Source organism: Ruegeria sp. BH8, from assembly GCF_056538065.1.
In genome coordinates this window covers 199,213-212,124 of sequence record NZ_JBQFSP010000004.1, presented here as the reverse complement: position 1 = coordinate 212,124, position 12,912 = coordinate 199,213, and the positions used below count along the sequence as shown (strand labels likewise).

The 12,912-nt window shown below is 56.9% G+C and carries 24 protein-coding genes; 7 read left to right on the top strand and 17 right to left on the bottom strand.

Translation table 11 applies throughout. From position 1 onward, the window contains the following. From ACR0AD_RS11080 to ACR0AD_RS11055, 6 genes are all read left to right on the top strand, one after another. Positions 1-191, top strand: a 191-nt coding sequence (locus ACR0AD_RS11080; RefSeq protein ID WP_480487331.1) for an EF-Tu C-terminal domain-related protein, incomplete at its 5' end; no start/stop codon positions are given. 240 nt (positions 192-431) lie between these two features. Further along, on the top strand, positions 432-2,159 hold the full coding sequence (locus ACR0AD_RS11075) for an amidohydrolase (RefSeq protein WP_480484782.1): 1,728 nt from the start codon (positions 432-434) through the stop codon (positions 2,157-2,159). A gap of 175 nt (positions 2,160-2,334) precedes the next feature. Further along, positions 2,335-2,649, top strand: a complete 315-nt coding sequence (gene rpsJ / locus ACR0AD_RS11070) for a 30S ribosomal protein S10 (protein WP_008756422.1) — start codon at positions 2,335-2,337, stop codon at positions 2,647-2,649. 18 nt (positions 2,650-2,667) lie between these two features. After that, positions 2,668-3,393 (top strand): 50S ribosomal protein L3, encoded by a 726-nt coding sequence (rplC, locus tag ACR0AD_RS11065; RefSeq protein ID WP_480487330.1) that lies wholly within the window; start codon positions 2,668-2,670, stop codon positions 3,391-3,393. Continuing rightward, entirely contained in the window at positions 3,390-4,007 is a 618-nt protein-coding gene (rplD, locus tag ACR0AD_RS11060; protein ID WP_480487328.1) for a 50S ribosomal protein L4, read from the top strand. The genes rplC and rplD overlap by 4 nt, the downstream gene beginning before the upstream one ends. After that, a complete protein-coding gene (locus ACR0AD_RS11055) occupies positions 4,004-4,300 on the top strand; it encodes a 50S ribosomal protein L23 (RefSeq protein ID WP_170609990.1) in 297 nt (98 codons plus the stop codon). The genes rplD and ACR0AD_RS11055 overlap by 4 nt, the downstream gene beginning before the upstream one ends. A 283-nt stretch (positions 4,301-4,583) precedes the next feature. Here ACR0AD_RS11055 and ACR0AD_RS11050 read toward each other — a convergent pair whose 3' ends face one another. The 3 genes from ACR0AD_RS11050 to ACR0AD_RS11040 form a co-directional block, all read right to left on the bottom strand. Continuing rightward, positions 4,584-4,796 carry a DUF1127 domain-containing protein gene (locus ACR0AD_RS11050; protein ID WP_209505835.1) on the bottom strand — a complete coding sequence of 71 codons (213 nt, stop codon included), beginning with the start codon at positions 4,794-4,796 and terminating at the stop codon, positions 4,584-4,586. Positions 4,797-4,961: 165 nt separating this feature from the next. Beyond that, on the bottom strand, positions 4,962-5,423 hold the full coding sequence (locus tag ACR0AD_RS11045) for a hypothetical protein (protein WP_480487326.1): 462 nt from the start codon (positions 5,421-5,423) through the stop codon (positions 4,962-4,964). A 21-nt stretch (positions 5,424-5,444) separates the two neighbouring features. After that, positions 5,445-5,813: an antibiotic biosynthesis monooxygenase family protein gene (locus ACR0AD_RS11040; RefSeq protein ID WP_171638091.1), complete on the bottom strand. Its 369-nt coding sequence runs from the start codon at positions 5,811-5,813 to the stop codon at positions 5,445-5,447. A gap of 77 nt (positions 5,814-5,890) precedes the next feature. Between ACR0AD_RS11040 and ACR0AD_RS11035 the strand changes: the two genes are divergently transcribed. After that, positions 5,891-6,322: a MarR family winged helix-turn-helix transcriptional regulator gene (locus tag ACR0AD_RS11035; RefSeq protein ID WP_480484778.1), complete on the top strand. Its 432-nt coding sequence runs from the start codon at positions 5,891-5,893 to the stop codon at positions 6,320-6,322. Positions 6,323-6,423: 101 nt separating this feature from the next. Here the strand turns inward: ACR0AD_RS11035 and rpmD are convergent, their stop codons facing one another. From rpmD to rplP, 14 genes are all read right to left on the bottom strand, one after another. Further along, positions 6,424-6,612, bottom strand: coding sequence for a 50S ribosomal protein L30 (gene rpmD, locus ACR0AD_RS11030; RefSeq protein WP_267364815.1), 189 nt, complete (start codon positions 6,610-6,612; stop codon positions 6,424-6,426). 12 nt (positions 6,613-6,624) lie between these two features. Continuing rightward, entirely contained in the window at positions 6,625-7,194 is a 570-nt protein-coding gene (gene rpsE, locus ACR0AD_RS11025) for a 30S ribosomal protein S5 (protein ID WP_209505839.1), read from the bottom strand. Between the two features lie 187 nt (positions 7,195-7,381). After that, entirely contained in the window at positions 7,382-7,741 is a 360-nt protein-coding gene (gene rplR / locus ACR0AD_RS11020) for a 50S ribosomal protein L18 (RefSeq protein ID WP_010437103.1), read from the bottom strand. An 11-nt stretch (positions 7,742-7,752) separates the two neighbouring features. Then, entirely contained in the window at positions 7,753-8,286 is a 534-nt protein-coding gene (rplF, locus tag ACR0AD_RS11015; RefSeq protein WP_039523384.1) for a 50S ribosomal protein L6, read from the bottom strand. Between the two features lie 11 nt (positions 8,287-8,297). Next, complete coding sequence (rpsH, locus tag ACR0AD_RS11010; RefSeq protein WP_209505841.1) at positions 8,298-8,690, bottom strand: 30S ribosomal protein S8; 393 nt, start codon at positions 8,688-8,690, stop codon at positions 8,298-8,300. Positions 8,691-8,703: 13 nt separating this feature from the next. Further along, positions 8,704-9,009, bottom strand: a complete 306-nt coding sequence (gene rpsN / locus ACR0AD_RS11005; protein ID WP_142639784.1) for a 30S ribosomal protein S14 — start codon at positions 9,007-9,009, stop codon at positions 8,704-8,706. Positions 9,010-9,028: 19 nt separating this feature from the next. After that, on the bottom strand, positions 9,029-9,589 hold the full coding sequence (rplE, locus tag ACR0AD_RS11000; protein ID WP_480484777.1) for a 50S ribosomal protein L5: 561 nt from the start codon (positions 9,587-9,589) through the stop codon (positions 9,029-9,031). Beyond that, the gene (rplX, locus tag ACR0AD_RS10995; protein WP_480474055.1) at positions 9,582-9,893 is read right to left on the bottom strand and encodes a 50S ribosomal protein L24; all 312 of its coding nucleotides are present in this window, start codon (positions 9,891-9,893) and stop codon (positions 9,582-9,584) included. The genes rplE and rplX overlap by 8 nt, the downstream gene beginning before the upstream one ends. 2 nt (positions 9,894-9,895) lie before the next feature. Continuing rightward, entirely contained in the window at positions 9,896-10,264 is a 369-nt protein-coding gene (gene rplN / locus ACR0AD_RS10990) for a 50S ribosomal protein L14 (RefSeq protein WP_005621870.1), read from the bottom strand. Between the two features lie 75 nt (positions 10,265-10,339). Next, a complete protein-coding gene (gene rpsQ, locus ACR0AD_RS10985) occupies positions 10,340-10,570 on the bottom strand; it encodes a 30S ribosomal protein S17 (protein ID WP_209505845.1) in 231 nt (76 codons plus the stop codon). Between the two features lie 4 nt (positions 10,571-10,574). Further along, a complete protein-coding gene (rpmC, locus tag ACR0AD_RS10980; protein WP_209505847.1) occupies positions 10,575-10,781 on the bottom strand; it encodes a 50S ribosomal protein L29 in 207 nt (68 codons plus the stop codon). 202 nt (positions 10,782-10,983) lie between these two features. After that, a complete protein-coding gene (locus ACR0AD_RS10975) occupies positions 10,984-11,487 on the bottom strand; it encodes a hypothetical protein (protein WP_480487324.1) in 504 nt (167 codons plus the stop codon). 149 nt (positions 11,488-11,636) lie between these two features. Further along, on the bottom strand, positions 11,637-12,257 hold the full coding sequence (locus ACR0AD_RS10970) for a 2OG-Fe(II) oxygenase family protein (RefSeq protein WP_480487322.1): 621 nt from the start codon (positions 12,255-12,257) through the stop codon (positions 11,637-11,639). Positions 12,258-12,493: 236 nt separating this feature from the next. After that, on the bottom strand, positions 12,494-12,907 hold the full coding sequence (gene rplP / locus ACR0AD_RS10965) for a 50S ribosomal protein L16 (protein WP_267364819.1): 414 nt from the start codon (positions 12,905-12,907) through the stop codon (positions 12,494-12,496). Positions 12,908-12,912: the final 5 nt, after the last annotated feature.

The window sequence follows — 12,912 nt, the reverse complement described above, 5'->3', positions numbered from 1 at the left end:
ACTTCCGGACCACTGACGTGACCGGCACCGTGACCCTGGCGGAAGGCACCGAGATGGTCATGCCCGGCGACAACGTGTCGTTCGGCGTTGAACTGATCGCACCGATCGCGATGGAGCAGGGCCTGCGCTTCGCCATCCGCGAAGGCGGCCGCACCGTCGGCGCCGGCGTCGTGTCGAAGATTACTGAATAATTCGCACAAGCGAATGAACCAACGAAAAGGGCTTCCCTCGGGACGCCCTTTTTTCGTTTTTGCCTAAGCTGATTGTAATGCTACTTCTCTCATATTGAGGCATCACAATTAGAAAGAGGTCACAGCATGCACTTATTGGCGCGTTCAGTTGGTCTAGTTGCTGCACTTGTTTATTTATCCACATCAGCGTCCGCACAGCAGATCGCGGACAGGATTTATCTCGGAGGGCCTGTGTTAACGATGAACGATAAGGCTCCGTCCGCTGAAGCGGTCGCAGTCAAAGACGGACGCGTTCTTGCTGTGGGGTCGTTGTCTGATTTGTCGATGCATCGCGGTGAAGAAACCGAAACGTTTGACCTGGAAGGCCGCGCGATGCTTCCGGGTTTTGTAGATAGCCACGGTCATGTGGTCATGGGGGGGTTGCAGGCATTGTCCGCCAACCTTCTTGCGCCGCCTGATGGGAAAGTCGTTGATATCGCCAGTCTGCAAGCCACGTTGACTGACTGGGCCGACGAAAATGCGCAAGCCGTTGAACAGGTCAAAATGATCATCGGCTTTGGTTACGACAATGCTCAATTAAAGGAACTGCGCCACCCTACGCGACAAGAACTGGACATTGTGTCTGAGGACTTGCCGGTCGTTATCGTTCATCAGTCCGGGCATTTGGGAGTAGCAAACTCGAAAGCTCTAGAGTTGGCAGGCATCACAGCCGCTTCAAAAGCCCCTCCGGGCGGAGTGATTCAACGCGATGACGCCGGTGAGCCAAACGGTGTTCTGGAAGAGTATGCGTTCTTTTCGGTCCTTGTGCCCATGTTGGGAAATCTGGGTGAAGAAGGCCTGGCGGCATTTGCCAAAGCTGGAACCGAACTTTGGGCACAGTTTGGATACACGACCGGACAAGAAGGCCGAACCTCAGGAGAAATTGTTGACGTTCTCAAGAAAGTTGCCGCCGAAGATGGGCTCCCAATTGACGTGGTAGCCTTCCCGGATGTTCTTGAGGCTAGGGAATATATAGGTGCAAACACCTCCAAGAACTACGACGACCGGGTTCGGGTCGGGGGCTGCAAGCTAACGATTGACGGCTCGCCTCAGGGTTTCACGGCTTTGAGGGATCGGCCCTATTATGATCCAGTCGGAAGCTACTCCGCCGGTTATTCAGGGTATGCTGCTATTACGATGGAGCAGCTACAGGACGCCGTTAATTGGTGTTACGAAAATGGGTTCCAAATCCTTGTGCACTCTAACGGGGAAGGGGCTTCTGACATGCTGATAGCAGCTCTCGAAGAGGCACAGATGAAGTATGGCGACCCGGGGAATCGTCCGGTTCTGATCCACGGTCAGTTTCTAAGAGAGGATCAGGTTGCGAGTTTTAAACGCCTCGGCGTATTCCCATCGCTTTTCCCGATGCACACGTTTTACTGGGGGGATTGGCATCGTGATCACACCGTTGGGCCGGTCAATGCAGACAATATCTCACCCACAGGATGGCTGCTCGAGCGGGACATGATGTTTGGCACACACCACGATGCCCCGGTGGCCTTTCCAGATAGCATGCGTGTTCTTGCTGCGACGGTTACTAGACGCACACGCTCTGGAGATATTTTGGGGCCGCATCAAAGGGTCGATGTTATGACTGCCTTGAAAGCCATGACAATCTGGCCCGCTTGGCAGCATTTCGAGGAAGATGAAAAGGGGTCCATTGAGGTTGGCAAAGTTGCGGATTTCGTGATCCTGTCAGACGACCCCACATCCGTTGACCCAGAAACACTGGCGGAATTAGAAGTGCTTGTAACCGTGAAGGGCGACGAGATTGTTTATGAAGCCGAAGTGGGTGTCCGAGAGGGCAAATTGGATTACTCGCCGTTCTCAAATGATCCTGTGATTGCCCATCTGTATCTGCATGCGGTTTACCAAGGGATGAAGGTAGAAGACGCATGGCTAACCAATGGCGTGTCTGGCGGCGAATAAAACGGTGTTCTTTGTGACGTTTGCCCCTTGTCAAACCCCGCCAACCCCACTAATACGCGCAGGTTCTCAACAAGAACATCAAGGCGGGATGATTCCCGCCTTTTGGGTTCGATGAGGGTTGGCGATGCGCGTCTGTCCTCCTCTCAACCTCAACGCCTGATAAAAGGCTGTTACTATGCAAAGCCAAAATATCCGTATTCGGCTGAAGGCATTTGACTATCGCGTTCTGGATGCCAGCACGCAAGAGATCGTCAACACTGCCAAGCGGACCGGCGCGAATGTGCGCGGCCCGATCCCGCTGCCGAACAAGATCGAGAAGTTCACGGTTCTCCGTGGCCCTCACGTTGACAAGAAATCCCGCGACCAGTTCGAGATCCGCACGCACAAGCGTCTGCTCGACATCGTTGATCCGACCCCCCAGACCGTGGACGCGCTGATGAAGCTCGACCTGGCTGCTGGTGTGGACGTCGAGATCAAGCTGCAGTCGTAAGATCGGAGGGTATAGAATATGCGCTCTGGTATTATCGCAAAAAAAGTTGGCATGACCCGCCTGTTCATGGAAGACGGCAAGCAGATCCCTGTGACCGTTCTTCACCTGGACAACCTGCAGGTTGTTGCACAGCGGACCGCTGAAAAAGACGGCTACACCGCCGTTCAGCTGGGCGCTGGTGCTGCCAAGGCAAAACGCACCTCGAAGGCCATGCGCGGTCACTATGCCGCTGCCAAGGTCGAGCCCAAGCGCAAGCTGGCCGAGTTCCGCGTCTCCGAAGATGGCCTGATCGAAGTGGGCGCCGAAATCTCGGCAGAACACTTCCTGGCTGGTCAGAAGGTTGACGTGTCGGGCACCTCGATCGGTAAAGGCTTTGCCGGTGCGATGAAGCGCCACAACTTCGGTGGTCTGCGCGCCTCGCACGGTGTGTCGATCAGCCACCGTTCGCACGGTTCGACCGGTCAGTGTCAGGACCCGGGCAAGGTGTTCAAAGGCAAGAAGATGGCCGGTCACATGGGTGCTGCCCGTGTTACCACCCAGAACCTGGAAGTTGTCAAAACCGACGCCGACCGTGGTCTGGTCTTCATCAAAGGCGCCGTTCCCGGACCGAAATCGGGCTGGGTCACCGTCAAGGACGCCGTGAAGAAGAAAGCACCGGAAGGCCTGCCTTTCCCGGCTGCTGTGAAATCGGCTGCAACCGAAGCACCTGCGGACGAAGTATCCGCGGAAGGTGGTGAAGCATGAAACTTGATGTAATCAAACTGGACGGCGGCAAGGCCGGCGACATCGAGCTGGATGCAGACCTGTTCGGCCTCGAGCCGCGCGCGGACATCCTGCACCGTGTGGTCCGTTGGCAGCGTAACAACGCGCAGGCCGGCACCCACAAGGTCAAGACCCGCTCGGAAACCAGCTACTCGACCAAGAAGATCTACCGCCAGAAGGGCACCGGTGGCGCACGCCATGGTGACCGTAACGCGCCGATCTTCCGTAAGGGTGGTGTTTACAAGGGCCCGACCCCTCGTTCGCACGGCCACGACCTGCCGAAGAAGTTCCGCAAGCTTGGCCTGCGCCACGCTCTGTCGGCCAAAGCCAAAGCAGGTGAACTGGTTGTGATCGAGAACGCCGAATCCGAAGGCAAGACCGCCGCACTGGCCAAACAGGTTGCAAACCTGGGCTGGAAACGCGCTCTGGTCATCGACGGCGCGACCGTGAACGAAGGGTTCCTGAAGGCGTCGCGCAACATCGAAGGTCTGGATATCCTGCCGTCGATGGGTGCAAACGTTTATGACATCCTCAAGCGTGACACCCTGGTGCTCACCAAAGCGGCTGTCGAAGCACTGGAGGCTCGTCTGAAATGAGCGCGAAGGCAGAACACTACGACGTGATCCGCAAGCCGATCATCACCGAAAAGTCGACCATGGCGTCCGAAAATGGCGCGGTTGTCTTTGAAGTGGCGATCGAAAGCAACAAGCCGCAGATCAAAGAGGCCGTTGAGGCACTGTTTGGTGTGAAGGTCAAGGCGGTGAACACCACCGTGACCAAAGGCAAGGTCAAGCGGTTCCGCGGCCAGCTGGGCCGTCGGAAAGACGTCAAGAAAGCATATGTGACCCTGGAAGAGGGTAACACAATCGACGTAAGCACCGGTCTCTGATCCAACGCTTACAGCGACATTTTTCGGCCCCGGTGGATCACTCCTCCGGGGCCGATTTCGTTTCAGGCGTCAAAGCTCTGGGTTTGCGCGTCAGGGCAGGGCGGTCACACGCCCTCCAGCGGCCGCTCAGGGCAATTCTGGCGTCACCGGCACTGTGGGCCGCATCAAACAGCTATCGCACCCTCTGACGGCCGCTGAGCGGCCTGCTCGCGGGGCAGGGCCTGCACTGAACATAGAAAAGGCGCCCTAAGGCGCCTTTGGGTCGTTTCAATTGTGTGAGTGGTTACGAGCAATATACGTGCCGGTGCGCGATATCTGCGATGTCGCAGCGGCGGATGCCGATATCGTCCAGCTCACGGTTGCTCAGACGCTGCAACTCGGTATAGGTGCGCTGATACTCAGCAGCGCGTGCGCGGGCTGTTTTGATCCGTGTGATCATGTCAGCGATCCGGGTGCCGAAGTTGAAGCCGGTATGGGTCAGTGTCGCAGTTGTCATCTCTGTATTCCTTTCTCGTATCAGGGCGTATTCCCTGACGTTTCCTTTTGAGTTCCTTCATTGGACAAGGCAGAGATAGGAGCGTTTGCTATCGCTAACAACGCAGATTTTGGTCTAGCCGATATGCATCTATTGAATGGCTATACATGTCGTGGGCCACGTCAATCACACGCCGCTTTCATTTCTTTTGCGCGTTTTATTGCGGGCGGCCATCGCCCGACCATCACGTATGCTCAGCCCCATCAGTGTCAGATTGGTCGCCCCGGCAATCAGTTCCATGATCTGTACAATATAGAAGCTGGTATCAAACGAGCCCGCGTTTGCCTTTGCGCTCAGGTAGACGGCGGCTGGAACAAGGACGATGAGCCCGTTCATAGCAATGATCGGCATCCGTTTCTTTTTGGCGAGCGCAGGGGCATCTTTTCGGCGACGCCCAAGTGTCGCCCCGGATGCACCGACAATCACCATTGCAGGCACCAGAACAAATAGCCCGCTGACGATCATGGACTTTACTGCCGCGACGGTCTCATGGTTTGCAAATAACTCACTGTACAAAGTGGATGTCCAGAATACGAGGATCGTAAGAAAACCTACTACTCCGGTGATGGGGTGGATGGTTCTTAACATGTTGCTACTCCCAAATGAGGGTCAGGCGACGCAGTGGTTTTCGACTGCGAGCTTGCGAAGAAGATGTGGCCGGGCCACTGCGCTTGCTGGATAGTCCGCGATCCGACGCTGGAACTCGGGATGAGTGAATGCGTCGCGAAAGCTTTGCACGTTCTGCCAGATCGCGTAGTTCACAAAGGTCGAACTGCCCGCGATACCCTGATGGAGCTGGGTCGAGATATATCCCGGTTGCGATTTCATGAAATCCGCATCATGCGCCCATGCCCGAAGCAGCGCCTTTTCGTCTTCGGCGTCCACCGTAAACAGGTTGATCAGCACCACCGGTCCTTCCTCGGTCTGCATCTGATCTGCCAGCGTGACGATCGTGTCCAACTCTTTGATACGAGCCATTTCGGTTCCCTTCGATTCTGAAATATAGCAAGCTATATAAAATTGCATAGCATGCTATTCAAGTGTAAATCCAGGACATGGACTTCGAAAAAGAAAACTCGGCCGGGTATCTGGTTAATCACATGGCACGATTGTTCGCAAAGGAGTTGCAGCAACGCATTGCGCCCTTTGGCATCGTCGTCGGGCAATTCCCAATCTTGCTGGAACTCTGGCTCAAAGACGGTGTGACGCAAAAGGATCTGCTGACCAAAATTGACGTCGAACAGGCGACATTGGCCAACACGCTTAACCGTATGGAACGTGATGGCTTGATCAAAAGAACGAAGAACCCTGCTGACGCCAGGGCGCAATTGATTTGGTTGACCGAGAAGGCCGCAGCACTTCGTAACAGCGCCTACGAGGCAGCTCAGAACGTGAATGCTGATGCATTACAGGTCTTGAATGACCCTGAGCGCGCACAATTCATGAACTATATGCGTCGAGTCATAGGCGGCATGCGCTCAGGGTGAATTGACGGAGGATCAGTTCACGGCACCGGCATGCAAGCCATTAAGCAAAAAACGCCCCCGACCGAGGCCGGAGGCGTTTCTAAGTCTTCGAAGCTGCGGGCTTAGCCGCGCTCTTCGATGATCTCTACCAGATGCGGGATCTTGCGGATCATGCCGCGCACCGAAGGAGTATCCTCCAGCTCACGGGTTCTGTGCATCTTGTTCAGGCCCAGGCCGATCAGGGTTGCGCGCTGTTCGGCGGGGCGGCGGATCGGCGAACCGACCTGTTTGACGACGATGGTTTTTGCCATGACGTGCTCTCCTTATGCTTCTGCTTCAGCAGCAGCCGGTGCGTCGTCCCGCTTGGGCAGGATGTCAGCAACCTTTTTGCCACGACGTGCGGCAACCGAACGCGGGCTCTGCTCTTTCTGCAGGCCGTCGATGGTGGCGCGGATCATGTTGTAGGGGTTCTGCGAGCCCAGCGACTTGGAGACAACGTCCTTGACGCCCAGCATTTCGAACACGGCACGCATCGGACCACCGGCGATGATACCGGTACCTTCAGGCGCGGCGCGCATAACCACTTTACCAGCGCCGTGACGGCCCTCGATGTCGTGGTGCAGGGTCCGACCTTCGCGCAGCTGTACGCGGATCATCTGACGCTTGGCTTGCTCAGTCGCCTTGCGGATGGCTTCAGGTACTTCTTTCGCTTTACCCTTGCCAAAGCCGACGCGGCCTTTCTGATCGCCGACAACCACCAGAGCGGCGAAGCCAAAGCGCTTACCACCTTTTACGGTTTTCGACACGCGGTTGATTGCGACCAGGCGATCTGCAAATTCCGGTGTTTCTTCACGGTCGCGGCCACGGCCCCGACGGTTTTCACGTTCTGCCATTTGGCATCCCTTTTCCTCTAGAGGCGCTCGCGGCGCCAATTACTCAATCGAAGTGAACCCGCGAATGACATTCCGGGGCTCCCCGATCATCGAGGCGGGCGGACCCGCCTTCAAAGTGCCGGGTGCCGGGCTGAAGCCCGGCCTACGGCGTCGTTTCCGGTAGGCCGGGCTTCAGCCCGGCACACCATCAGATCTTCAGACCACCTTCACGCGCAGCGTCGGCGACAGCCTTCACTTTGCCGTGGAACAGGAAGCCGCCACGATCGAAATAGGCCTCTTCGACGCCTGCCTTCTTGGCACGCTCGGCGATGGCCGCGCCGACTTTCGTCGCCGCTTCGACGTTGTTCTTGCCAACAACACCCAGATCTTTTTCCAGGGTCGAGGCCGAGGCTAGAGTCACGCCACGTACGTCGTCGATCAGTTGAACAGAGATGTTCTTGTTCGAACGGTGTACGGACAGGCGCGGACGACCCGCGTTGACCTTGCGAAGTTTGTTCCGAACGCGCAGGCGGCGCTTCAGAAACAGGGTTCTTTTGCTGTTTGCCATTGTCTGCGTCCTTACTTCTTCTTGCCTTCCTTGCGGAAGATGAACTCGCCCTTATAGCGGATGCCCTTGCCTTTGTACGGCTCGGGGCGGCGCCACTCGCGGATTTTGGCCGCGGTTTCGCCCACCAGCTGCTGGTCGATACCTTCCACAACGATTTCGGTCTGCTTCGGTGCGGTGATGGTGACACCTTCCGGAGCCGTGAAATCAACATCGTGGCTATAGCCCAGGTTCAGCTTCAGGGTGTTGCCCTGCATCTGCGCCCGGTAACCCACACCCTGAATCTCCAGCTCTTTTTTGAAGCCTTCGGTCACACCAGTTACCAGGTTGGCAACCATGGTGCGGCTCATGCCCCACTGCTGGCGGGCACGCTTGGACATGCCGCGAGGGTCGATCTTGACCACGTTGTCTTCAACCGACAGCGTCACGTCGTCGGTGGCGGTGAAGCTGCGGGTGCCTTTCGGACCTTTGACTTCGATGGTCTGACCCGACACAGAGGCGGTAACGCCGCTGGGCAGCTCGACCGGTTTTTTACCAATACGAGACATTGCAGACCTCCTTAGAAGACGGTGCAGAGCACTTCGCCGCCAACATTGTTGGAGCGAGCGTTTGCGTCCGACATCACACCTTTCGGAGTGCTGACAATCGACACGCCCAGACCCTGACGGACCTGCGGGATGTCATTGACGCCCATGTATACGCGGCGACCGGGTTTCGAAACCCGCTTCAGTTCGCGAATGACAGGGGTGCCTTCGTAGTATTTCAGGCTGATTTCGATGGCCGGATGACCGTTTTCACCGGTCGTCTTTTCATAGCCACGGATGTAACCTTCGTCCGCCAGCACGTCCAGAACCCAAACACGCAGCTTCGACGCCGGAGTGGATACGGTGGACTTGCCGCGCATTTGCGCGTTGCGGATACGGGTGAGCATATCGCCGATAGGATCATTCATATCTATGTCTCCCTTACCAGCTCGATTTCACCATGCCGGGGATCTGACCAGCAGAACCCAGCTCGCGCAGCATGATACGGCTGACCTTCAGCTTACGGTAGTAAGCGTGGGGACGACCGGTCAGCTGACAACGGTTGTGCAGACGGGTAGCCGAGCTGTTGCGCGGCAGTTTCGCCAGTTTCAGACGCGCTTTGAAACGCTCTTCCATCGGCTTGCTCTCGTCATTCGCGATTTCTTTCAGCTCGGCACGCTTTGCGGCATATTTGGCCACCAGGCGTTCGCGCTTCTTCTCGCGTTCGATCATTGCTTTTTTAGCCATGTCTCAATCCTCCCGGCGCTTACGCGTTGAACGGCATGTTGAATGCTTTCAACAGTGCCTTTGCTTCAGCGTCGGTTTTCGCTGTGGTGGCAATTACGATATCCAGGCCCCAGACCTCGTCGACCTTGTCGAAGTCGATTTCCGGGAACACGATGTGCTCTTTCATGCCCATGGCAAAGTTGCCACGACCATCGAAAGAGGGCTTAACACCGCGGAAGTCACGAATGCGCGGCATTGCGATCGTGATCAGACGATCCAGGAATTCGTACATCCGGTCACCGCGCAGGGTCACTTTCGCACCCAGCGGCATGTCTTCCCGGACGCGGAAACCCGCGATCGACTTCTTCGCCTTGGTTGAGACGGCCTGTTGACCGGCAATTGCAGTCAGATCCTCGACAGCGGCTTTCGCTTTCTTCGAGTCTTTGACGGCCTCAGCACCACAACCGATGTTCAGAACGATTTTTTCCAGCTTGGGCAGCTGCATGTCGTTCTTGTAGCCGAACTCTTCTTTCAGAGCGGCACGGATGGTCTCGGCGTACTGCGCTTTCAGGCGCGGGGTGTAGGTTGCGTTATCAAGCATCGATCACGTCCCCTGTGGTCTTGGCGAAACGCACCTTCTTGTCACCTTCCATGCGGAAGCCAACGCGGGTTGCTTTGCCGTTCTTGTCCAGCAGTGCCAGGTTCGACAGCTCGATCGGGTTTGCCTGAGGCAGGCGACCACCTTGCGAGGTTTGCGACTGGCGGGTGTGGCGGATGGCGATGTTGATGCCATCGACCACAGCTTTACCGGCTTTGGGGTCAACCGAGGTGATAGTTCCCTCTTTGCCCTTGTCCTTGCCGGACAGCACGACGACCTTGTCGCCTTTGCGGAGTTTAGCAGCCATAATTACAGCACCTCCGGAGCCAGCGAGATGATTTTCATGAAGTTCTTCGCGCGCAGTTCACGAACAACGGGGCCAAAGATACGGGTACCTACGGGCTCGTTGTTGTTGTTCAGGATGACGGCGGCGTTGCGATCGAAACGGATCGCGGTGCCGTCTTCGCGACGGACTTCTTTGGCGGTGCGTACGACGACGGCCTTGCGGACGTCACCTTTCTTTACGCGGCCGCGCGGGATGGCTTCCTTCACCGAGACGACAATGATGTCGCCAACGGAGGCGTATTTACGCTTGGAACCACCCAGGACCTTGATGCACTGAACTCGGCGTGCGCCAGAGTTGTCAGCGACATCCAGATTGGTCTGCATCTGGATCATGTGGTTTCTCCCGACCTGTGGGGGCTGGTCTGATTAAATCCCCCAGGGTTTCGACAAATGAAAAATCCCGGAAGCTTACGCTTCCAGAACTTCCCAACGTTTCGTCTTCGATTTCGGCGCGCATTCGATGATGCGTACAGAGTCGCCGACCTTGAAGGCGTTCTTTTCGTCATGAGCCCGGTATTTCTTGGACTTACGAACGGTTTTGTGCAGCAGCGGGTGCTTGAAACGGCGCTCGACCAGCACGGTGATGGTCTGTTCGTTGGCGTCGCTGGTCACGGTGCCTTGCAGGATACGCTTGGGCATCTGATTACTCCTCGGATGCCGCGGCAGCGGCCTTTTCGTTCAGGATGGTTTTGACGCGGGCAGCGTTGCGGCGGGCCGCTTTGATGCCAGCAGTGTTTTCCAGCTGACCGGTTGCCTGTTGAAAGCGCAGGTTAAAGCTTTCTTTCTTCAGGTTGACCAGTTCCTCGCGGAGCTGATCAGGGGTCTTGTCACGCAGTTCTTGGGCGTTCATCGCCTTTTCCTTTGCTCAAAACACCAGAAGGCCCCGTACTCGGGTCACCTTTGACCTGGTGGATGAATGATAGACATACGAATCGCCCGACAACGCCGGGAGACCGCAAGATGCCGCTCTATAGGGGGTTAGGGGTGGGGTGGCAAGGGAAAGTTTGCCATGCGGGAACAGGGAATTTCCCGAAATCAAAAACCCGCTTGTGTCACCGTGTCAGACCCTGGCTATTTGCCACTCTGGTCAATACGGACAGCATCTCGGAAACCTCTTCCGGCGAAAGACGGCCATGACCGTCCAGGAACGCTCCGATGTCACGCCCGGTATATCGCCCCGTCAGCTTCCCTTCGTCAAGGATCAGATTGTTTCGCACAAGCTCCACGGCGGTCACATGGCAAATACGGCATTTCTCGATGAAGACACCGCCCGAGTCCCGGATAATCCGGAAATGAGCAAGCAGTACCTCGGCCTTGTCCGTAGTCACCCCGCCATGACCGGAGCGCAAGTAATTTTCGACCGCCCGTCCGGACCGGGCTCCGACCAGCACGCCATCTGACACATTAAGCTCATCCCAAACGAAATCACCGGAATGGGGGGCGTGGCATCCGGAACAGCTGTTTTCGTAGATGCGGTGCGGGTCGACCTCCTGTCCCACTACGCCAGTCGCGCTTGAGACCAGTAGCCCTATGATCAATGTGACAAATCTCAGCACGGTGTGTCCGATCAAACCAGATACGCGGCACTCCGGTCCGACTCATCAGGCAGACCGACGCATTGGAGCGGAGTCTACAACGAGCAGGCTTAAGTGTGCTTGATCCCGATCAATCAAACAGGTGCAGAAGTCAGCCCTGCCAGAAACGGTCAGTCCCACTTATAGTTGAAACTCACCGAAATCCGCTCTTCCTCGGCCATGTTCATCGGCACCTCGTGGCGCAGCCAGCTTTCCCATAGCAGGACATCGCCCACCTGCGGCTTCATATAGATGAAGGGCTGCAAATCGCGCCGCCCGCCTTTCAGCCGTGTCGGCGCGGCCATCATGCGGCCCGAACGGGGGTCTTCCAGTTTCAGCGCGCTCGCGCCTTCTGGCATCGCCACATAGGTGGTGCCGGAAATCACACTGTGCGGGTGCAGGTGGCTGGAATGCATGCCGCCTTCGGGCAGGATGTTGATCCACAGGTCTTCCAGCTTCAGCTCACCTTCACCCAGATCAAACTCCAGATCCTTGGCAAAAGCCGCCACATGGCTGTCCAGCGCTTTGACCAGATCGGCGAATATCGGAAACCGCCAGGGCAGGTCGGTCAGCGAGGCATAGCTGGTGTAACCGGGATAGCCGTTTTCTTCGCACCAGTCCTGACCGGCCTCGTCATCCTCGGCGATGACAAGGCATGAGCTTTCCAACTCCTCCGCATCGATCGGGGGACCGAATTCGGACAAGGAGGCACGATAGAGGCGGGTGACGAAAAGTGATTCAATCTGTGGCATGGCGCTGTCTTAAACCAGCCGCGCGGTGAAGGCGATGGCTGTTTTGCGAGGCTCTGCCTCGCGCTCCGGGATATTTGCAGCCAGATGAAGAACGGATCCCCTGCTTCATCTGGCCCAAAATATCCCGGGGGAGGCGCGCGGCACGCGCGACGGGGGCAGAGCCCCCTATAGAAAAACCCCCGCCGGTGTTCCGACGGGGGTCAATCTTGTCACGAGCGGGGGTGCCCCCGGATCGCTTACCAGTCTTCGCGAACCACGACGCGGGTCTTGATCGGCAGCTTCATCGCAGCCAGGCGCAGGGCCTCGCGGGCGATGTCGTCATTGACGCCGTCGATCTCGAACATCACGCGACCGGGCTTGACCTTGCAAACCCAGCGGTCGACCGAACCCTTACCTTTACCCATACGAACTTCGATCGGCTTTGCAGTGACCGGAGTGTCGGGGAAGATGCGGATCCAGACACGGCCCTGACGCTTCATGTGACGCGTCATGGCACGACGTGCAGCTTCGATCTGGCGTGCGGTTACACGCTCAGGCTCGATCGCTTTCAGGCCGTAGGTGCCAAAGTTCAGATCAGAGCCGCCCTTGGCTTCGCCCTTGATCCGGCCTTTGTGCAACTTGCGGAATTTTGTACGCTTTGGTTGAAGCATATCTT